This is a genomic window from Pseudomonas sp. MN1F, from assembly GCF_009391885.1.
Lineage (GTDB): Bacteria > Pseudomonadota > Gammaproteobacteria > Pseudomonadales > Pseudomonadaceae > Aquipseudomonas.
Window position 1 is genome coordinate 23,341 of record NZ_VZII01000064.1, and the last position, 19,445, is coordinate 42,785.

The 19,445-nt window shown below is 63.3% G+C and carries 19 protein-coding genes; 16 read left to right on the top strand and 3 right to left on the bottom strand.

Annotation, left to right across the window (positions count from 1 at the left end; all coding sequences use genetic code 11):
- Window positions 1–26 precede the first annotated feature (26 nt).
- Window positions 27–3,239, bottom strand: coding sequence for a ribonuclease E (gene rne / locus F6X59_RS27060; RefSeq protein ID WP_152959137.1), 3,213 nt, complete (start codon window positions 3,237–3,239; stop codon window positions 27–29).
- Window positions 3,240–4,041: 802 nt separating this feature from the next.
- Here rne and rluC point away from each other — a divergent pair.
- From rluC to F6X59_RS27075, 3 genes are read left to right on the top strand one after another with little or no spacing between them, the layout of a single operon-like run.
- Entirely contained in the window at window positions 4,042–4,998 is a 957-nt protein-coding gene (gene rluC, locus F6X59_RS27065) for a 23S rRNA pseudouridine(955/2504/2580) synthase RluC (protein ID WP_152959138.1), read from the top strand.
- The gene (locus tag F6X59_RS27070; RefSeq protein WP_346652836.1) at window positions 4,988–5,668 is read left to right on the top strand and encodes an HAD family hydrolase; all 681 of its coding nucleotides are present in this window, start codon (window positions 4,988–4,990) and stop codon (window positions 5,666–5,668) included. The genes rluC and F6X59_RS27070 overlap by 11 nt, the downstream gene beginning before the upstream one ends.
- A gap of 2 nt (window positions 5,669–5,670) precedes the next feature.
- A complete protein-coding gene (locus tag F6X59_RS27075) occupies window positions 5,671–6,705 on the top strand; it encodes a S49 family peptidase (RefSeq protein ID WP_152959139.1) in 1,035 nt (344 codons plus the stop codon).
- A 76-nt stretch (window positions 6,706–6,781) separates the two neighbouring features.
- On the opposite strand, the gene F6X59_RS27080 is transcribed toward F6X59_RS27075, so the two are convergent.
- The gene (locus tag F6X59_RS27080) at window positions 6,782–7,360 is read right to left on the bottom strand and encodes a nucleoside triphosphate pyrophosphatase (RefSeq protein ID WP_152959140.1); all 579 of its coding nucleotides are present in this window, start codon (window positions 7,358–7,360) and stop codon (window positions 6,782–6,784) included.
- 96 nt (window positions 7,361–7,456) lie between these two features.
- Here F6X59_RS27080 and F6X59_RS27085 point away from each other — a divergent pair, with 96 nt between their 5' ends.
- The 12 genes from F6X59_RS27085 (at window position 7,457) to F6X59_RS27140 (ending at window position 17,255) form a co-directional block, all read left to right on the top strand.
- Window positions 7,457–7,984, top strand: a complete 528-nt coding sequence (locus F6X59_RS27085; protein WP_152959141.1) for a YceD family protein — start codon at window positions 7,457–7,459, stop codon at window positions 7,982–7,984.
- A gap of 13 nt (window positions 7,985–7,997) precedes the next feature.
- Window positions 7,998–8,180, top strand: coding sequence for a 50S ribosomal protein L32 (rpmF, locus tag F6X59_RS27090; protein ID WP_010223221.1), 183 nt, complete (start codon window positions 7,998–8,000; stop codon window positions 8,178–8,180).
- A gap of 3 nt (window positions 8,181–8,183) precedes the next feature.
- Window positions 8,184–9,194: a phosphate acyltransferase PlsX gene (plsX, locus tag F6X59_RS27095; protein WP_152959142.1), complete on the top strand. Its 1,011-nt coding sequence runs from the start codon at window positions 8,184–8,186 to the stop codon at window positions 9,192–9,194.
- Between the two features lie 127 nt (window positions 9,195–9,321).
- On the top strand, window positions 9,322–10,260 hold the full coding sequence (fabD, locus tag F6X59_RS27100; protein ID WP_152959143.1) for an ACP S-malonyltransferase: 939 nt from the start codon (window positions 9,322–9,324) through the stop codon (window positions 10,258–10,260).
- A 15-nt stretch (window positions 10,261–10,275) separates the two neighbouring features.
- Entirely contained in the window at window positions 10,276–11,016 is a 741-nt protein-coding gene (fabG, locus tag F6X59_RS27105; protein ID WP_054883751.1) for a 3-oxoacyl-ACP reductase FabG, read from the top strand.
- A 203-nt stretch (window positions 11,017–11,219) separates the two neighbouring features.
- Window positions 11,220–11,456, top strand: a complete 237-nt coding sequence (gene acpP, locus F6X59_RS27110; RefSeq protein ID WP_060513099.1) for an acyl carrier protein — start codon at window positions 11,220–11,222, stop codon at window positions 11,454–11,456.
- 173 nt (window positions 11,457–11,629) lie between these two features.
- On the top strand, window positions 11,630–12,874 hold the full coding sequence (gene fabF / locus F6X59_RS27115; RefSeq protein WP_346652834.1) for a beta-ketoacyl-ACP synthase II: 1,245 nt from the start codon (window positions 11,630–11,632) through the stop codon (window positions 12,872–12,874).
- Complete coding sequence (gene pabC / locus F6X59_RS27120) at window positions 12,874–13,689, top strand: aminodeoxychorismate lyase (protein WP_152959144.1); 816 nt, start codon at window positions 12,874–12,876, stop codon at window positions 13,687–13,689. Before fabF ends, pabC begins: the two co-directional genes overlap by 1 nt.
- A 4-nt stretch (window positions 13,690–13,693) precedes the next feature.
- Window positions 13,694–14,821, top strand: coding sequence for an endolytic transglycosylase MltG (gene mltG / locus F6X59_RS27125; RefSeq protein ID WP_346652832.1), 1,128 nt, complete (start codon window positions 13,694–13,696; stop codon window positions 14,819–14,821).
- 9 nt (window positions 14,822–14,830) lie between these two features.
- The gene (gene tmk / locus F6X59_RS27130; protein ID WP_346652831.1) at window positions 14,831–15,463 is read left to right on the top strand and encodes a dTMP kinase; all 633 of its coding nucleotides are present in this window, start codon (window positions 14,831–14,833) and stop codon (window positions 15,461–15,463) included.
- Entirely contained in the window at window positions 15,456–16,442 is a 987-nt protein-coding gene (locus F6X59_RS27135; protein ID WP_159409411.1) for a DNA polymerase III subunit delta', read from the top strand. Before tmk ends, F6X59_RS27135 begins: the two co-directional genes overlap by 8 nt.
- Window positions 16,443–16,472: 30 nt before the next feature.
- Window positions 16,473–17,255 (top strand): TatD family hydrolase, encoded by a 783-nt coding sequence (locus tag F6X59_RS27140; RefSeq protein WP_152959147.1) that lies wholly within the window; start codon window positions 16,473–16,475, stop codon window positions 17,253–17,255.
- Between the two features lie 281 nt (window positions 17,256–17,536).
- On the opposite strand, the gene F6X59_RS27145 is transcribed toward F6X59_RS27140, so the two are convergent.
- Window positions 17,537–18,670 (bottom strand): aminotransferase class V-fold PLP-dependent enzyme, encoded by a 1,134-nt coding sequence (locus F6X59_RS27145; protein ID WP_152959148.1) that lies wholly within the window; start codon window positions 18,668–18,670, stop codon window positions 17,537–17,539.
- Between the two features lie 71 nt (window positions 18,671–18,741).
- Here F6X59_RS27145 and F6X59_RS27150 point away from each other — a divergent pair, with 71 nt between their 5' ends.
- Complete coding sequence (locus tag F6X59_RS27150) at window positions 18,742–19,377, top strand: TetR/AcrR family transcriptional regulator (RefSeq protein WP_152959149.1); 636 nt, start codon at window positions 18,742–18,744, stop codon at window positions 19,375–19,377.
- The last annotated feature ends 68 nt before the right edge of the window (window positions 19,378–19,445 follow it).

Below are 19,445 nucleotides of genomic sequence, written 5' to 3' on the forward strand. Positions count from 1 at the left end.
GGGGCTTTTTCATTCAGCCTTGGCTATCAACCGTGATGAGGCTTGTGCTCATCGGCGGTTTCCAGCACTGGCTCGGCAGCTTGCTGAGCGGCTTTGGCTGCGGCCTCGGCTTCACGCTTGCGGCGACGCACTTCACGTGGGTCGTTCGGCGCGCGGCCGTTTGGCAGCATCACGGTGGCGGCTTCGGCCGCTGCTGCTTCCACCGGGGCCGGCTCGACAGCTACCGGTGCGGCTTCGACGACCACAGGTGCAGGTTCTGCAGCCTCTTCAGGCTGGGCTTCGGCGACAGGCGCTGGCTGCTCGGCAACCGGTGCTTGCTCGACGATTACCTGGGGCTTCTCGGCCTCACCCGCCTCGACGATCGCTGCTTCGACAACTGGCGCTGCTTCAGCTGCAGGCGTTTCGATCGGTGCTTCAGCAACGACCACTGGCTCAGCAGCGGCAGGGGCTTCTTCAACCACCGGCTGCGGTGCGACTTCGACCACTGGAGCGATCACAGCTTCCTCGGCTTGAGCAACCACTTCAACCTGCTCGGTCGGCTGGGCGACTTCGCTGTTTTCGGTGGTTACGGCTTCGGCGCTGGCGCGTTCGGCCTGCTGGTTGGCTTCAGCTTCGGCATTGGCGCTGATGTGGCTGCTGGCGACAGCGGCAGTGACGGCCAGGCCGGCAGCCAGTTCGGCGCCAAGCTCGGTAGCCTGGTGCTGTTGTGGCTGTTCTTCGCTGCCTTCTTCGTCGCTACCTTCGATCAGCTCGCCATTGGCATTGCGCTGACGCTCACGGCGGTTGCTGCGGCGACGCTGGCCACGGGAGCGACGACGCGGACGCTCGTCATCGGTGCCTTCCTGCTCGTCCTGCAGCAGCTCTTCGTTCGGCAGTTGCTCCTCGGCGAGTTCGGCAGCCTGCTCGGCGGCTTGTTCGGCCGGGCGTGGCTGGCGCTCTTCGCGCGCTGGGCGAGGCTGGCGTTCTTCGCGAGGCGCACGCTCTTCACGCGGGGCGCGTTCTTCGCGAGGAGCGCGCTCTTCGCGTGGGGCGCGTTCTTCACGAGCTACTCGCTCTTCGCGAGGGGCACGTTCTTCACGCGGGGCGCGTTCTTCGCGAGGTGCACGCTCTTCACGGGCTACACGTTCTTCACGCGGCTGACGCTCTTCGCGTTCTGCCGGTGTAACGTCCAGCGGCTCGCGCAGTTCGCGTACGCGTTCTTCACCGCGGTTGCCGCGGCGGTCTTCACGTGGCTGGCGTGGTGCACGCTCTTCACGTGGAGCACGCTCTTCGCGAGGGGCACGCTCTTCACGTGGAGCACGTTCCTCACGAGGTGCGCGTTCTTCGCGGGGTTGGCGCTCTTCACGCGGGGCGCGCTCGGCACGCTCTTCACGCGGCTTGCGTTCTTCATCGCGACGGCCGTTGCGGTTGCGGCTCTGCTGGCGGCCGTTACGGCGCTCTTCGTTGCGCTGGCTGCGCTCGGCGGCCGGCTTCTCGGCGGCAGCAACGACCGGTGCGGCGGCAGGTTCTTCCTTGCCGGCGAACAGGCTGACCAGCGACTTCACCAGGCCCTTGAACAGGCTTGGCTCAGGTGCGCTCGGTGCAGGGGCTAGCGGGGCGGCCGGCTGGGGCTGCTCTTCGGCGGCGCTCGGTACCGGGGCGTTGGCGCGGGCCGGGGCGGTCTTCACCGCGGCTTCCTGGCGAACCAGGGTGCGGGTGGCGGTCGGCTGCGGCGCTTCTTCGGTTTCGGAGGCGGCGATTTCGTAGCTGGACTGGTTGTTCAGCACTTCCGGGTTGTCGTCGCGCAGGCGCTGGACTTCGAAGTGCGGGGTTTCCAGGTGGTCGTTCGGCAGGATGATGATGCGTGCGCGAGTACGCAGTTCGATCTTGGTGATCGAGTTGCGCTTCTCGTTGAGCAGGAAGGCTGCGACCGGGATCGGCACCTGGGCGCGTACTTCGGCAGTACGGTCTTTCAGGGCTTCTTCTTCGATCAGGCGCAGGATGGCCAGCGACAGCGATTCGACGTCACGGATGATGCCGGTGCCGGAGCAGCGTGGGCAGACGATGCCGCTGCTCTCGCCGAGCGATGGGCGCAGGCGCTGACGGGACATTTCCAGCAGGCCGAAGCGCGAGATGCGGCCGACCTGGACGCGGGCGCGGTCGGCTTCCAGGCATTCACGCACGCGCTCTTCTACCGCGCGCTGGTTCTTCGCCGGGGTCATGTCGATGAAGTCGATGACGATCAGGCCGCCAATGTCACGCAGGCGCAGCTGGCGGGCGATTTCCTCGGCCGCTTCCAGATTGGTCTGCAGTGCGGTTTCCTCGATGTCGCTGCCCTTGGTGGCGCGCGCCGAGTTGATGTCGATGGATACCAGGGCTTCGGTCGGGTCGATCACGATCGAGCCACCGGACGGCAGGTCGACCACGCGCTGGAAGGCGGTCTCGATCTGGCTTTCGATCTGGAAACGGTTGAACAGCGGCACGCTGTCTTCGTACAGCTTGACCTTGCTGGCGTACTGCGGCATCACCTGGCGGATGAAGGTCAGGGCTTCTTCCTGGGCATCGATGCTGTCGATCAGCACTTCGCCGATGTCCTGGCGCAGGTAGTCGCGGATGGCGCGGATGATGACGTTGCTTTCCTGGTAGATCAGGAATGGCGCGGCGCGGTCCAGGGACGCTTCCTTGATGGCGGTCCACAGTTGCAGCAGGTAGTCGAGGTCCCACTGCATTTCTTCGCTGCTACGGCCAAGGCCGGCAGTGCGCACGATCAGGCCCATGTCGCCCGGCACGGTCAGGCCGTTCAGGGCTTCACGCAGTTCGTTGCGCTCTTCGCCTTCGATGCGGCGGGAAATGCCACCGGCACGCGGGTTGTTGGGCATCAGCACCAGGTAACGGCCAGCCAGGCTGATGAAGGTGGTCAGGGCGGCGCCTTTGTTGCCGCGCTCTTCCTTCTCGACCTGGACGATGACTTCCTGGCCTTCGCTCAGGACTTCCTTGATGTTGACCCGGCCTTCAGGGGACTTCTTGAAGTATTCGCGGGAGATTTCCTTCAGCGGCAGGAAGCCGTGACGTTCGGAGCCGAAGTCGACGAAGGCGGCTTCGAGGCTGGGCTCGATCCGGGTGATCTTGCCTTTGTAGATGTTGGCCTTTTTCTGCTCGCGCGCGCCGGACTCGATGTCCAGGTCGTAGAGACGTTGGCCGTCCACCAGGGCTACACGCAACTCTTCGGGTTGAGTTGCGTTAATCAGCATTCTTTTCATGTTGTACCGTCGGTTTCCGGGCTGCCGGAAACGGCGTGCGGCACACACGACTTCTCATGGTCGGTGCCAAGGTGCGCAAAGGGTGGCCGGGCCACCCCCGTGTCGAGCAACGTTCGGCACCAGCCGGTTGCCCAGCCTGCCGTTGTCGCGACGACGCGTCCTGTTTGCTGCGGTGCCTACCAGGCCCCGGTGGCTTCGAATGGGTATCCGAATCAACCAAGCGGGCCTCGTGCACTCAGTCAGGAGGAGGAATCAACCGTCAGCCGTGGACGCCCGGGGGCATCTGTTCAGGACCTTATCCGCTCGCCGGCCATATCAGTGGGCCGGTGGCCGGACGCGGTGCTACACGGTCCGAGGGCTGTGCATCTCCACCCTGCACGTATCCCTGATAATTCGGGTGCTGCCGCGCGCTGAATCCGCAACGGGTTGCATTTTTCGCCAGCTTCAAACGGGAAGCTGACGCCATTACATATCCAAGGCAGGTATTTCCGAAGCATTCGCCTTGCGTTGCGTGGAAGCGACGGGGGCGGGCAGAGGTGCAGCGAAAAGAATCGGGAAGCAGGTGAAAAACCACACTTGTCGTTTTTTTTCGGTCTTCTCTACACAGCGCTGGTGGCGATTCCAGGCAATTCGGTAAACTGGCGAAAACCCCGTAGGACGGCCTCGCGTCCTGGAGAACTGCGTAGGTCAGGAACCGGCCCAGGGCCTGGTTTCACTGGCCTGCCGCTTTTGGCGGCGTTCGCGACTATAGCAGTAATGATTAAGTGCTTCAATTCCATAAATAATTGTTATGATCCCCGCCATGACGACCAATACCCCTCCGACTTCCGGCGTTCAGCTGATCGAAGTCGCGCCGGAACTTGCCGGCCAACGCATCGACAATTTCCTGATCACGGCGCTCAAGGGCGTGCCCAAGACCCTGGTCTACCGCATCCTGCGCAAGGGTGAGGTACGCGTCAACAAGGGTCGGGTCAAGCCCGAGTACAAGATCCAGGCCGGCGATATCGTGCGCGTGCCGCCTGTCCGGTTGCCTGAGCGTGACGAGCCGGCGCCGGTGGCCCAGGGGCTGCTGCAGCGCCTGGAAGCGGCCATCGTCTACGAAGACAAGGCGCTGATCGTGATGAACAAGCCGTCCGGCATTGCCGTGCACGGCGGCAGCGGGCTGAGCTTCGGCGTGATCGAGGCGCTGCGCCAGCTGCGCCCGGACGCCAAGGAGCTGGAGCTGGTGCACCGCCTGGATCGTGACACCTCTGGCCTGCTGATGATCGCCAAGAAGCGCAGCATGCTGCGCCACCTGCATGCTGCCTTGCGCGGTGATGGCGTGGACAAGCGCTACATGGCGCTGGTGCGTGGCCACTGGCCAACATCGAAGAAACAGGTCAACGCGCCGCTGCTCAAGAGCAACCTGCGCTCCGGCGAGCGCATGGTCGAAGTCAATGACGAAGGCAAGGAAGCGCTGACCCTGTTCCGCGTGCTGCGCCGCTTCGGCGAGTTCGCCACCATCGTCGAGGCGCGCCCGATCACTGGCCGTACCCACCAGATTCGCGTGCATACCCTGCATGCCGGGCACATGATCGCCGGTGACAGCAAGTATGGCGACGAAGACTTCAGCCGCGAGATCCGCGAGCTGGGTGGCAAGCGCCTGTTCCTGCATGCCTACGCATTGACCGTGCCGTTGCCAGATGGCGGCGAGCTGAAACTCGAAGCGCCTGTGGACGAAGTCTGGGCGAAGACCGTGGAGCGTTTGAGTGCGTCGTGACTATGAGTTGCTGATCTTCGACTGGGACGGCACCCTGGCCGATTCCATCGGCCGTATCGTCGAGGCGATGAATGCCGCTGCCGAGCGTGCCGCAGAGGCGCCAAGCCCTGAAGACGCCGTCAAGGGCATCATCGGCCTGGCGCTGGGGGAAGCCATCTCGACGCTGTACCCACACCTCGACCCGCTGCAGGTCGAAACCTTCCGCCAGCATTACGCCGACATCTATATGGCCCTGGATCAGCAGCCTTCGCCGCTGTTCGAGGGTGTGGTCGAGTCGCTGGATGCCTTCCGTGCCGAGGGCTATCGCCTGGCGGTAGCGACCGGCAAGGCGCGCCGCGGGCTGGATCGCGTGCTCAAGGCCAATGGTTGGGAGCAGTTCTTCGACATTACCCGTGCCGCCGACGAAACCCGTGGCAAGCCTCACCCACTGATGCTTGAGGAAATCCTCGCACATTGCGGCGTCGAACCCGGGCGGGCACTGATGGTCGGAGATTCGGCATTCGACCTGCAGATGGCCAGCAATGCCGGCATGCATTCGGTGGCGGTGGGCTACGGTGCCATGTCGCTGCAGGCACTGGCCGAGTTTGGCCCGCAGGTATGCATCGATCATTTTTCCCAGCTGCGCGAGTGGCTGGCTGGTTCCAGGCAAGTCCAATTCCAAGGTAGGTGAGCATGGCTGACGAGTGGAAAGCGCCGGTTAACGAAACCGAAGAGGAGCGCCTCGCTCGTGAAGCGCGTGAAGCGCAGAACGAAGAGGCGCGTGTCGAGCAGAAGAGCTGGAAGCTGCTGGAAAAGACCCTGCTGGCCGGGGTTCAGGAACAGCGTCGGTCGCGGCGTTGGGGGATCTTCTTCAAGCTGCTGACCTTCGTCTACCTGTTCGGCATTCTCGCCCTGTTCCTGCCGTTCATGGATGTGGACAAGGCTGCGTCGCGCAGTGGTAATCACACGGCCCTGGTTGAGGTGCGCGGGGTGATTGCCGATCAGGAAGCGGCCAGCGCCGACAATATCGTCAAGAGCCTGCGCGATGCGTTCAAGGACCCCAAGACCAAGGCGGTGGTCCTGCGCATCAACAGCCCGGGCGGTAGCCCGGTGCAGGCGGGCTATGTGTATGACGAAATCCGTCGCCTGCGTGGCGAGCACCCGGATACCAAGCTGTATGCGGTGATTACCGATCTGGGCGCTTCCGGTGCCTACTACATCGCCAGTGCGGCGGATGAGATCTATGCCGACAAGGCCAGCCTGGTGGGTTCCATTGGGGTGACGGCGGCCGGCTACGGCTTCGTGGGGTCAATGGAAAAACTGGGTGTCGAGCGGCGCACTTACACCGCTGGCGAGCATAAGGCTTTCCTTGATCCGTTCTCACCTGAAAAGCCTGATGAGCGAGCGTTCTGGCAGGGTGTGCTGGACACCACGCACCAGCAGTTCATTGCCATGGTCAAGCAGGGGCGAGGAGATCGCCTGAAGGACAAGGAGCATCCGGAGCTGTTCAGCGGCCTGGTCTGGTCGGGTGAGCAGGCCAAGGCGCTGGGGTTGGTGGATGGGCTGGGCAGTGCCAGCTATGTGGCGCGCGAGATCGTGGGTGAGAAGGATCTGGTCGATTACACCGTGCAGGAATCGCCGTTCGATCGCTTCTCCAAGCGCATCGGTGCCAGCGTGGCCGAGCATCTGGCCATGTGGATGGGGTTCCAGGGGCCGCAGTTGCGCTGAGTTCTGCGCGCGTTTTGCGCCGCCAGTGAGATCGAGCGCCGCTCGATCTCACTGGTGGCAAAACCCTCACGCCGGGCTAAGGAACAACCACGCCTTCCCGGGTCAGCATATCCACCAGCCGAATCAGCGGCAGCCCGATCAGGCTGGTCGCATCGCACCCATGGGTGCTCTGAAACAAACTCACACCCAACCCCTCCGCCTTGAAGCTGCCCGCGCAATCCAGCGGCTGCTCCGCTGCCACATAACGCTCCACCCGCTCCCGATCCAGCTCGCGCATTGTCACCGTGAACGGCACACAATCGACCTGGCAATGGCCGGTCGCGCTATTGAGTAGCGCCAGCCCGGTCAGGAAGGTCACCTGCTGGCCGCTGGCTTCGAGCAGCTGCTCGCAGGCGCGATCAAAGGTGTGCGGCTTGCCGAGTATCTGCTCGCCCAGTACCGCCACCTGGTCGGAACCGATGATCAGGTGCTGCGGATGGCTGGCGGCAAGTGCTTCGGCTTTTTGCCTGGCCAGGCGCCTTACCAGCTCCACGGCGGGCTCGTCAGGCAGGCGCTGCTCGTCTAGGTCGGGGCTTGCCCAGGTGAAGGGCAGGCGCAGGCGCGCGAGCAGTTCGCGCCGGTAGGCAGAGCTGGAAGCCAGCAACAGAGGCAGCATGATAGACTCCTGGTCAGTTGAACCTGATTCTAACATGCGAGATGTCGCCTAATTTCCTTTGACAGGGGCGGGGGGCATCCCTAGAATGCTGCGCCTATGTTGAATGACCCGATTCCACCTCACGTTGACCCGCGCAAATTAGCCGACCGAGGCGTATCCATCACTGGTACGCTGCAACTCGCTGATTTGGAAAGACTCTGCGACCCGCTTTCCGACAATGTCGGTACGGTGCAGGCGAAGTTCGATTTTGAACGAGATGAACAGCACGTGGTGGTTATCCACAGCGAGCTGGACGTCGAAGTCAAAATGGTTTGCCAGCGTTGTCTTGAGCTGGTCACCCTACCGATCCGCAGCGAATGTACTTACGCCGTGGTGAAGGAGGGTGCGAATACCCAGTCGTTGCCGAAAGGCTATGACGTGCTGGAACTGGGCGAAGATCCATTGGATCTGCAGGCCTTGGTCGAGGAGGAGCTGCTGCTCGCCTTGCCTATCGTGCCTGCTCACCATCCGGAAGAATGCCAGCAGCCGGCGGGCGCAGACGAGCCCGAATCGAGCAAGGACGAGGTATCGCGGTCCAACCCGTTCAGTGTTTTGGCGCAGTTAAAGCGTGACCCAAACGTTTAGGAGTTAATCAATTATGGCTGTTCAGCAGAACAAAAAATCCCGCTCTGCCCGTGACATGCGCCGTTCGCACGACGCCCTGTCGGAAAACGCGCTGTCGGTAGAAAAAACCACTGGTGAAGTACACCTGCGTCACCACGTTTCGCCAGAAGGCGTTTACCGTGGTCGTAAAGTGATCGACAAGGGCGCTGACGAGTAATCCTTGTCCGCTCAGATCATCGCGATCGACGCAATGGGCGGGGACTTCGGTCCCCGCAGCATTGTCCAGGCTAGCATTGCCTGCCTTTCGGCTACACCCTCGCTGCACCTGACCCTCGTCGGTCAACCCTCCCTCCTTGAAGATCTTGTCAGCGGCCTTGCGGCTGCGGATCGCGCGCGCCTGCAAATTGTCGCCGCCAGTGAGGTGATCGGTATGGACGAGCGGCCATCCCAGGCGTTGCGCGGCAAGCCGGACTCGTCGATGCGCATCGCCCTCGAACTGGTGCGTGACGGCAAGGCCCAGGCCTGCGTGAGTGCCGGCAATACCGGGGCGCTGATGGCGTTGTCGCGTTTCGTGCTCAAGACCCTGCCGGGTATCGATCGGCCCGCCATGGTCGCGGCGATCCCGACCCAGGCGGGTTACTGCCAACTGCTCGACCTGGGCGCCAACGTCGACTGCAGTGCCGAAAACCTCTACCAGTTCGCCGTCATGGGCTCCGTGGCTGCCCAGGCCTTGGGTATTCACCGGCCGCGCGTGGCGCTGTTGAACATCGGTACCGAGGACATCAAGGGCAACCAGCAGGTCAAGCTGGCGGCCACGTTGCTGCAGAATGCCCGCGGCCTCAATTATGTCGGCTTTGTCGAAGGTGATGGCCTGTACCGCGGCGAAGCGGACGTGGTGGTGTGCGACGGCTTCGTCGGCAACATCCTGCTCAAGTCCAGCGAAGGCCTGGCGACCATGATCGGCGAGCGCATCGAAAAGCTGTTCAAGGGCGGCGCGTTGTCGCGGGTGGCTGGGGCAATGGCGATGCCGTTGCTCAAGCGCCTGCAGGCCGACCTGGCGCCGGCGCGGCACAATGGCGCGAGCTTCCTCGGCCTGCAGGGCATCGTCATCAAGAGCCATGGCTCGGCAGGCGTGCAGGGCTTCCAGAGCGCGATCCAGCGGGCGCTGATCGAGATCCAGGAAAACCTCCCGCAGCGGCTGCATGGCCGTCTCGAAGATTTGTTGCCTTAGGCATTTCGCCGATGAAGTGCTTAAATGTGACCGCTTGGTCTGTGTTTCCATCCAAGTTTTCAGATTCCGCGCCCGGCCCAAGGCCCGGCGCACCCTATCCGACGACAAGATCATAAGGGCTTGTTCAATGTCTGCATCCCTCGCATTCGTCTTCCCCGGTCAAGGTTCCCAGTCGCTGGGCATGCTCGCCGAGCTCGGCGCTGAAAAGCCGGTGGTCATCGAGACCTTCAAGGAGGCTTCCGAGGCTCTGGGCTATGACCTGTGGAAGCTGGTCCAGGAAGGTCCGGAAGAACAACTCAACCAAACCGACAAGACCCAGCCGGCGATCCTCACCGCCTCCATCGCCTTGTGGCGCCTGTGGCTGGAAGAGGGCGGCGCGCAGCCGGCCTTCGTTTCCGGCCATAGCCTGGGTGAATACAGCGCCCTGGTCGCTGCCGGCGCCCTGTCGCTGAAAGATGCCGTGCGCCTGGTCGAGCGTCGTGGCCAGTTGATGCAGGAAGCCGTGCCTGCCGGTCACGGTGCCATGGCTGCGATCCTGGGCCTGGATGACGCCGTGGTGGTGGAAATCTGCGCCGAAGCGGCCGAAGACGAAGTGGTCAGTGCCGTGAACTTCAACTCGCCAGGCCAGGTGGTCATCGCCGGTAACAAGGCAGCGGTCGACCGCGCCATGGAGCTGTGCAAGGCCAAGGGCGCCAAGCGCGCCCTGCCGCTGGCGGTCAGTGTGCCGTCGCACTGCGCCCTGATGAAGCCGGCTGCCGAGCGCTTTGCCGAATTCGTCAACGCCATCGATTGGAAGGCCCCGCAGATCCCGGTGGTGCAGAATGTCACCGCCGCCGTCGCCGCCGACCTCGATGCCCTGAAGCAGGACCTGCTGGCGCAGCTGTACCAGCCGGTACGCTGGGTTGAATGCGTGCAGACCCTGGCCGCCAACGGTGCGGTCAACCTGGTCGAGTGCGGCCCGGGCAAGGTCCTGGCTGGCCTGAACAAGCGTTGCGCCGACGGCGTGACCACCTACAACCTCAATACCCCTGATGCTGTCGCCGCCACCCGTGCGGCGCTGGCCTGATTTGGAGAAGCTTGCATGAGCCTGCAAGGTAAAGTTGCACTGGTCACCGGCGCCAGCCGTGGTATTGGCCAGGCCATCGCCCTCGAACTGGGCCGCCAGGGCGCTACCGTGATCGGTACCGCCACTTCGGCTTCCGGTGCCGAGCGTATCGCTGCCACCTTGAAAGAGCACGGCATCGCCGGCACCGGCATGGAGCTGAACGTCACCAGCGCCGAGTCCGTGGAAGCCGTGCTGGCTGCCATCGGTGAGCAGTTCGGCGCCCCCGCCATTCTGGTCAACAACGCCGGTATCACCCGCGACAACCTCATGCTGCGCATGAAGGACGACGAGTGGTTCGACGTGATCGACACCAACCTGAACAGCCTCTACCGTCTGTCCAAGGGCGTGCTGCGTGGCATGACCAAGGCGCGCTGGGGTCGTATCATCAGCATCGGTTCGGTTGTCGGTGCCATGGGCAACGCCGGCCAGGCCAACTACGCGGCGGCCAAGGCCGGCCTCGAAGGCTTCAGCCGCGCCCTGGCGCGTGAAGTGGGTTCGCGCGGTATCACCGTCAACTCGGTGACCCCGGGCTTCATCGACACCGACATGACCCGCGAGCTGCCAGAAGCGCAGCGCGAAGCCCTGCAGACCCAGATTCCGCTGGGCCGCCTGGGCCAGGCTGACGAAATCGCCAAGGTGGTTTCGTTCCTGGCGTCGGACGGCGCTGGCTACGTTACCGGCGCCACCGTGCCGGTCAACGGCGGGATGTACATGTAAAACTGCAACGCAATGTGACGGATTGCTTCAAAAAAGAGTCATACTGCGAGCCTAAAATCCGTTATAAAGCTGCAACCAGATTCCAGGCAGCGGGTAGGGTGGCTCAAGTGAAGGTGCGTTCCGCTTGAAAAGCGAACGTCTTTCTATAAACTTGGTCACCGGCCAGCTGCCTGACATATGTCCATTAGGAGTGAAAACTAGGTATGAGCACCATCGAAGAACGCGTCAAGAAAATCGTCGCCGAGCAACTAGGCGTCAAGGAAGAGGAAGTGACTGTCGAGAAGTCCTTCGTCGATGACCTGGGTGCCGATTCGCTTGACACCGTTGAGCTGGTGATGGCTCTGGAAGAGGAATTCGAGACCGAAATCCCTGACGAAGAAGCCGAGAAGATCACTACCGTTCAAGCTGCAATCGACTACGTCAAAAACCACCAGGCTTAAGACGTTGTAGTCGACGCTTCTTGTCGAGAAGAACCGCACTGCCTTTGCCGGCGTGCGGTTTTTTCTTTGCGAGCCAGCGCCGTCGTATCGCTTGCTACGAGAGCTTGTTGCCATTTCATTCCATTGCTTGAATGCAATGGCAAGAAACTCTGTGATTAGAAAAGGAGAGTACTGTGTCGCGTAGACGCGTCGTGGTCACCGGTATGGGCATGCTGTCGCCACTGGGTACCGATGTACCGAGCACCTGGCAGGGCATTCTGGCTGGCCGCAGTGGCATCGGTCCGATCGAGCATACGGACCTGTCTGCCTACTCCACCCGTTTTGGCGGCTCGGTGAAAGGCTTCGAGGTTGAGCAGTACCTGTCGGCCAAAGAGGCCCGCAAGCTCGACCTGTTCATTCAGTACGGCCTGGCGGCCGGTTTCCAGGCGGTGCGTAATGCCGGCCTGGAAGTCACCGACGCCAACCGCGAGCGCATTGGCGTGGCCATGGGTTCGGGTATCGGCGGCCTGACCAACATCGAAGAAACCAGCCGTACCTTGCACGAGCAAGGCCCGCGCCGTATTTCGCCGTTCTTCGTGCCGGGTTCGATCATCAACATGATCTCCGGTTTCCTGTCGATCCACCTGGGGCTGCAGGGGCCGAACTACGCCATCGCCACCGCCTGCACCACGGGCACCCACTGCATCGGCATGGCTGCGCGCAACATCGCCTACGGTGAAGCCGACGTGATGATCGCCGGTGGCGCCGAAATGGCTGCGTGTGGCCTGGGCATGGGCGGCTTTGGTGCGTCCCGTGCGCTGTCGACCCGCAACGATGAGCCAGCCCGTGCCAGCCGCCCGTGGGACAAGGGCCGTGATGGCTTCGTGCTCTCCGACGGTGCTGGCGCCCTGGTGCTCGAAGAGCTGGAGCACGCCAAGGCCCGTGGTGCGACCATCTATGCCGAGCTGGTCGGTTTCGGCATGAGCGGCGACGCTTACCACATGACTTCGCCGCCCGACAGCGGTGAAGGTGCTGCCCGTTGCATGGCCAACGCCCTGCGCGACGCTGGCATCCAGCCTGAAGCCGTCAGCTACATCAACGCCCACGGTACCTCGACCCCGGCCGGCGACATTGCCGAAGTTGCGGCGATCAAGCGCGTGTTCGGCGAGCATGCCTACAAGCTGGCGGTCAGCTCGACCAAGTCGATGACCGGTCACCTGCTCGGTGCGGCCGGTGCAGTCGAGGCGATCTTCAGCGTGCTGGCGATCAACAGCCAGATGGCGCCGCCGACCATCAACCTCGACGAGCCGGACGAAGGCTGCGACCTCGACTTCGTGCCGCATGAAGCTCGCAGCATGCCGATCGACGTGGTGCTGTCCAACTCGTTCGGCTTTGGCGGCACCAACGGTTCGCTGGTGTTCCGCCGGTTCGCCGGTTGATGCACAGCTGGATCGACGGCCAGCCCGCGACTGCGATCAATTTGCAGAACCGCGGCCTGGCCTACGGTGATGGCCTGTTCGAGACCATCGCCGTGCGCGCTGGCCGGCCCAGCCTGCTGGACGGCCATCTGTCCCGCCTGGCACTGGGTTGCCAGCGGCTGATGATCGACGCCGACCTGGCGCTGGTGCGTGATGAAATTTTGCGCTTTGCCAGTCAGCTGGGTGACGGTGTCGCCAAGCTGGTCCTCACCCGTGGCGACAGCCAGCGTGGCTACGCGCCGGTTGCCGGCGTTGCGCCGCGGCGGATTCTCCAGGGCAGCCCGCTGCCCAGCTATCCTGTCGAACATGCCGAGCACGGCGTGCGGCTGTTCCCTTGCCTGACCCGGCTTGGGGAGCAACCGTTGCTGGCCGGTCTCAAACACCTCAATCGCCTGGAGCAGGTGCTGGCCCGTGCCGAATGGCAGGACAGCGAACATGCCGAAGGCCTGATGCGTGATGGGCAGGGCAGGGTGGTCGAAGGCGTATACAGCAATCTGTTCCTGGTGCGCGATGGCGTGCTGCTCACGGCTGACCTCAGCCGTTGCGGCGTTGCCGGCGTGATGCGCGCTGCCCTGCTGGAGCAGGCGCAACGGCTGGGCATGGCGGTACAGGTGCGTGATATTGCATTCGACGAACTGCAACAGGCGGATGAAGTGTTCGTCTGCAACAGTGTCTACGGTGTCTGGCCTGTGCGTGCAATTGCCGCGCTGAACTGGTCGCCGGGCCCGCTCACCCGTAAACTGCAGGCCGTTGCCCGTACGTTACTGGATACCTGAATTCGTGAGACGCAAATTCCTGCTGCTGCTGGAAATGGGCTTGATCCTCGCCGGCCTGGCCTTGGGCTGGTCGGCCTGGAAGATCAACTCGGTGCTGGAGCAGCCCCTGCATGTGGCCGAAGAGCGCCTGCTCGACGTGCCCAGTGGCACCAACCCCAACCGCATGTTCTATCGCATGCAGGCTGACGGCTTGCTCGATGACGCCCTCTGGCTGCGCCTGTACTGGCGCTTCAACATGGCCGGCACACAGTTGCATACCGGCGAGTATCGCCTCACCCCCGGCATGACGGTGGAGGAGCTATTCGACGTCTGGCGCCGTGGCGATGTGGTGCAGTACAACCTCACCCTGGTCGAAGGCTGGACCTTCCGCCAGGTGCGTTCGGCGGTGGCCAAGCATGAAAAGCTCAAGCACACCCTGGATGGCCTTTCCGACGCCGAAGTGATGGACAAGCTCGGCCACACCGGTGTGTTCCCTGAAGGCCGCTTCTTCCCCGACACCTACCGCTTCGTGCGCGGCATGAGCGACGTCGAGCTGCTGCAACAGGCGTACATGCGCCTGGACGAAGTGCTGGCCAAAGAGTGGGCAGAGCGCACCACCGACCTGCCTTACCGTGACCCCTACCAGGCCTTGATCATGGCCTCGCTGGTGGAGAAAGAAACCGGTATCCCCCAGGAACGCGGGCAGATTGCCGGCGTTTTCGTCCGCCGCCTGCGCATGGGCATGATGCTGCAGACCGACCCGACGGTGATCTACGGCATGGGTGAGCGCTACAACGGCAAGATTTCCCGCGCCGACCTGCGTGAGCCGACGCCTTACAACACCTACACCATGACCGGCCTGCCACCGACACCGATCGCCATGGTCGGGCGCGAGGCGATCCATGCTGCGCTCAACCCGGCCGACGGCACCAGCCTGTACTTCGTCGCCCGTGGCGATGGCAGCCATGTGTTCTCCGATGACCTGGACGATCACAACTCGGCGGTGCGCGAGTTTCAGCTCAAGCGTCGTGCGGATTACCGCTCCAGCCCGGCGCCGCAAAGCGCACCTGCGGACGCGGACGAGCCAGCTGAGCAGGATCCTGCCAGCGAGGCCGAGCCGGCCGACGCGCCAACGCCTGACGAACAACATTAAGGACTGCCTGTGAGCGGCTTGTTTATTACCCTTGAGGGCCCCGAAGGCGCGGGCAAGAGCACCAACCGCGATTACCTGGCCGCGCGCCTGCGCGAACAGGGCCTGGACGTGGTGCTGACCCGCGAGCCTGGCGGTACGCCGCTGGCTGAAAAAGTCCGCGAGTTGTTGCTGGCGCCGAGTGATGAAGTGATGGCCGCTGATACCGAGCTGCTGCTGGTGTTCGCTGCCCGTGCCCAGCACCTTGCCGGCGTGATTCGCCCGGCGCTTGCCCGTGGTGCGGTGGTGCTTTGTGATCGCTTCACCGATGCCACATACGCCTACCAGGGCGGTGGCCGCGGCCTGTCGGTAGAGCGTATCGCTGCGCTGGAGCAATTCGTCCAGGGTGACCTGCGCCCGGACTTGACCCTGGTCTTCGACCTGCCGGTGGAAGTCGGCCTGGCCCGTGCCGCCGCGCGCGGTCGCCTGGATCGTTTCGAGCAGGAAGGCCAGGCCTTCTTCGAAGCCGTGCGCCAAGCCTATCTGCAACGCGCCCACGGCGCGCCGCAACGCTACAGCCTGCTCGACGCCGCCCAGCCCCTGGAGGCTGTGCAGCGTGCCATCGATGCACTGCTGCCTGGCATTGTGGGGCGTTGCCGTGGCTGAGGCCTACCCCTGGCAGCAGGCGCTCTGGCAGCAGCTGGCCGGCCGTGCCCGGCACGCCCATGCCTACCTGCTGCACGGGCCCCAGGGCATCGGCAAACGCGCCCTGGCCGAGCGGCTGATGGCGCGTTTGCTGTGCCAGCAGCCGCAGGGGCTGGATGCTTGCGGGCAGTGCAAGTCGTGCCTGCTGCTCAAGGCCGGCAGCCACCCGGACAACTTCGTGCTGGAGCCGGAGGAGGCCGACAAGCCGATCAAGGTCGACCAGGTGCGTGAACTGGTGTCGTTCGTGGTGCAGACGGCGCAGCTGGGCGGGCGTAAAGTGGTGTTGATCGAGCCGGTCGAGGCAATGAACGTCAATGCCTCCAACGCTTTGCTCAAGAGCCTGGAGGAGCCTTCGGGCGATACCGTGCTGCTGTTGGTCAGTCACCAGCCCAGCCGCCTGTTGCCGACGATCAAGAGCCGCTGCCAGCAAGTGGTCTGCCCGCAGCCGAGCCTGGCGCAGAGCCAGGCCTGGCTGGCCACGGCATTGCCCGACAGCGACGAGGCCGAGCGCGAGGAGCTGCTGACCTTGGCTGCCGGCTCGCCGCTGATGGCTGTCAGTCTGCAGGCGCAAGGTGTGCGTGAGCAACGGGCCTTGGTGACCGACGGGGTGAAGAAGCTGCTCAAGCAGCAGCAATCGCCCAGCCAGCTGGCCGAGGCCTGGAGCAGTGTGCCGTTGTTGTTGCTGTTCGACTGGTTCTGTGACTGGTCGCACCTGATCCTGCGCTACCAGTTGACCCAGGATGAAGAGGGGTTGGGCTTGGCCGACATGCGCAAGGTGGTGCAATACCTGGCGCAAAAGGCCCGTCAGGGCAAGGTGCTGGAGGTCCAGGCGTGGATCCTCGAACAGCGCCAGAAGGTGCTCGGCAAGGCCAACCTCAATCGCGTATTGCTGCTGGAAGCGCTGCTGGCCCATTGGGTACAGCTGCCGGGTTCCCGCTGATTTTCCATCTTTTCATGTGTGCCGCCTGCCATGCTCGTAGATTCCCATTGCCACCTCGACCGTCTTGACCTGAGTGCCCATCAGGGCTCCCTCGATGCAGCGCTGCAGGCAGCGCGCGAGCGTGGGGTCGGGCATTTCCTGTGCATTGGCGTCAGCGCCGAAAATGCCGGAGCGGTGAAGGCCCTGAGCGAGCAGTACGCCGATGTTGACTGCTCGGTGGGCGTGCACCCGTTGGACTTGGCGCCGGGTGAGACGCCGGCGCTGGAATGGCTGCTGCGCGAGCTGGCGCACCCGCATGTGGTGGCGATTGGCGAAACCGGCCTGGACTACCACTACGAACCGGAAGCCGCGGAGTTGCAGCAGGCATCATTCCGCCTGCATTTGGAGGCTTCGCGCCAGACAGGCAAGCCGGTGATCGTGCATACCCGTGCGGCGCGGGCCGATACCTTGGCGTTGCTGCGTGAAGCGAACCTGCCGCAGGCGGGCGTGCTGCACTGCTTCACTGAAGATTGGGACATGGCCAAGGCGGCGCTGGACCTGGGCTATTACATCTCGTTGTCTGGCATCGTCACCTTCCGCAATGCCGATGCCCTGCGCGAGGTAGCGCGGCAAGTGCCGGTCGACCGCCTGCTGGTGGAGACCGATTCGCCGTACCTGGCACCGATCCCGTATCGTGGCAAGCCGAACCTGCCGCAGTATGTACGGGAGGTGGCGGAATATGTGGCATCGTTGCGTGGGGTCAGCTATGCGCAACTGGCCGAGCAGACCACGGGCAACTTCAAGCGCCTGTTCCCGCTGGCACGAGTGGCCTGAACCAAGCCAATCGCTTTTGCTCTGCTTTTGCTTCTAAGTGCGCGGTAGCCCAGGCGTCAGGGCATGGGCAAAAAAAACCCGGGTTCTGGGGGGGGAATCCGGGTTAAGACCATTAGGAGTAAAACAAAGGTACGCGGTCCCTGAGCACCTTTATCGGCGCGCCACTTGGGGGGGATGCGCCGCGCCAACACTTCAAGTATTGGTCAGGTTTGGCACAGTGCCAGTGCTTCTCTGTTCGTTTTTTAAACAGATTTGGAATACGCCCGCCGTCCCTTCCTCCCTCAGTGCATGGCCAGGCGCCGCACTTGCTGCACAGCTTCGTCGATCAGCTGCTCACTGGAATAGAAATGTGGCGAAAATCGTATACCTGGCCCTCTTACTGCGCAGATCGTCTGCTCCGCCAACAGGCTTTGATAGACAGCCGTGCTGTCCTGCCCCTGAAGGCTGAAAGTAACGATGCCCGCCCGTTTTTCCGGGGATGCCGGGCTATGCAGGTGTACCCCGGGAATACCGCCCAGGCCTTGAAGCAGTTGCTCGACCCGCAGCTGCAATTGCCGGCCAACCTCATCCATGCCAATTTCCTCCAGCAATGACAGGCTGGCCTCCAGGGCGCATGCACCCAGCATGTTCGGGCTGCCGCATTCAAAGCGCCTGGCGCTACGTGCCGGCTGCCACTCGCGGCGGTCGAAGTCGCCCAGACGCTCCAGCATATGCCAGCCATAGGCGTGTAACCTGAGCTGCGGGCGCAGTGCAGCGCGGCAATAGAATACACCCAGGCCCTCTGGCCCCAGCATCCACTTGTGGCCGTCGGCCATGGCGAAGTCGCACTGATAACGCTGCACGTCGAAGGGCAGGGCGCCAATCTGCTGGATGGCATCGACGCAGAACAGGACATTGCGCGCCCGGCAGCCCTCGCCGAGGCGGGGCAGGTCCAGGCGCAGGCCGCTGGCGAACTGCACGGCCATCACTGCCAGCAGGCGCGTACGCGGGCCGCAGGCCGCGAGCAGTGTGGCTTCCGGGTCAGGCCCGGCAAGGCTTGCCTCGGTTACTTCGACTCCACGCGCGCCTAATGCTTCCCAGACGACCCGGTTGGAGGGAAACTCCTCGTCGCTGATCACAACCTGATCGCCGGCTTGCCAGTCGAGGCCGAAAGCGACCAGTGACAGTGCCTCGGAGGTGTTCTTTACCAGCGCGATGTCTGCCCAGGAAGGCGCATTGACCAGGCGCGCCAGCCTTTCCCGCAGCCTGCGTTCGGTGGCCAGCCATGCCGGGTAGTCGCTCGCACCCAGGTACACGTTGTCTCGGGCAAAGCGCGCCACCGCCTCGCTGGCCCGGCGCGGCCAGGGAGCGATGGCCGCGTGGTTCAGGTAACGCAGCCCCGGCGCCTGTTCGAACTCATCGTGAAACATAGACATGGTTGGATGATCCGTGCAATTTGCCGCAAGTTAGGCATAATAAACCGCTTCAATGTCATCCAGTCCTTCCTATGCAGAAAGAATCTCGTAAGGTCCGTGAGTTTCACCGTCGCGAACAGGAAATCCTCGACACAGCGCTGAAGCTGTTCCTCGAACAGGGTGAAGACAGCGTCACAGTCGAGATGATCGCCGACGCCGTGGGTATCGGCAAAGGCACGATCTACAAGCACTTCAAGTCCAAGGCGGAGATCTACCTGCGCCTGATGCTCGACTATGAGCGTGACCTGAACGCGCTGTTGCACTCGGCCGATGTCGATCGCGACAAGGAGGCGCTGTCGCGCGCCTACTTCGAGTTCCGCATGCGCGACCCGCAGCGCTACCGGCTGTTCGACCGCCTGGAAGAGAAGGTGGTCAAGGGCAACCAGGTACCGGAAATGGTCGAGCAGCTGCACAGCATCCGCGCGTCCAACTTCAAGCGCCTGACCGAGCTGATCGAGGGCCGCATCAGCGAAGGCAAGCTCGAAGACGTGCCGCCGTACTTCCACTACTGCGCCGCCTGGGCGTTGGTGCACGGCGCCGTAGCGCTGTACCACTCGCCGTTCTGGAGCAATGTGCTGGAAGATCAGGAAGGTTTCTTCCAGTTCCTCATGGATATCGGCGTGCGCATGGGCAACAAGCGCAAGCGTGATCCGGAAGCCAGCCACTGAAGGCACTCGTCGTCACCGGGTGAGCCTGGCGTGAAATGGGGACTTGCAAAAACTTGAACCATGAGTCA

Excerpts from the sequence above, each read along its gene's own strand:
- rluC (WP_152959138.1), top strand. The coding sequence starts at position 4,042 with ATGACGACCAATACCCCTCCGACTTCCGGCGTTCAGCTGATCGAAGTC.
- F6X59_RS27150 (WP_152959149.1), top strand. The coding sequence starts at position 18,742 with ATGCAGAAAGAATCTCGTAAGGTCCGTGAGTTTCACCGTCGCGAACAG.
- acpP (WP_060513099.1), top strand. The coding sequence starts at position 11,220 with ATGAGCACCATCGAAGAACGCGTCAAGAAAATCGTCGCCGAGCAACTA.
- F6X59_RS27080 (WP_152959140.1), bottom strand. The coding sequence starts at position 7,360 with ATGCTGCCTCTGTTGCTGGCTTCCAGCTCTGCCTACCGGCGCGAACTG.
- fabG (WP_054883751.1), top strand. The coding sequence starts at position 10,276 with ATGAGCCTGCAAGGTAAAGTTGCACTGGTCACCGGCGCCAGCCGTGGT.
- pabC (WP_152959144.1), top strand. The coding sequence starts at position 12,874 with ATGCACAGCTGGATCGACGGCCAGCCCGCGACTGCGATCAATTTGCAG.
- F6X59_RS27075 (WP_152959139.1), top strand. The coding sequence starts at position 5,671 with ATGGCTGACGAGTGGAAAGCGCCGGTTAACGAAACCGAAGAGGAGCGC.
- F6X59_RS27140 (WP_152959147.1), top strand. The coding sequence starts at position 16,473 with ATGCTCGTAGATTCCCATTGCCACCTCGACCGTCTTGACCTGAGTGCC.
- rne (WP_152959137.1), bottom strand. The coding sequence starts at position 3,239 with ATGAAAAGAATGCTGATTAACGCAACTCAACCCGAAGAGTTGCGTGTA.
- fabD (WP_152959143.1), top strand. The coding sequence starts at position 9,322 with ATGTCTGCATCCCTCGCATTCGTCTTCCCCGGTCAAGGTTCCCAGTCG.
- rpmF (WP_010223221.1), top strand. The coding sequence starts at position 7,998 with ATGGCTGTTCAGCAGAACAAAAAATCCCGCTCTGCCCGTGACATGCGC.
- F6X59_RS27145 (WP_152959148.1), bottom strand. The coding sequence starts at position 18,670 with ATGTCTATGTTTCACGATGAGTTCGAACAGGCGCCGGGGCTGCGTTAC.
- F6X59_RS27085 (WP_152959141.1), top strand. The coding sequence starts at position 7,457 with ATGTTGAATGACCCGATTCCACCTCACGTTGACCCGCGCAAATTAGCC.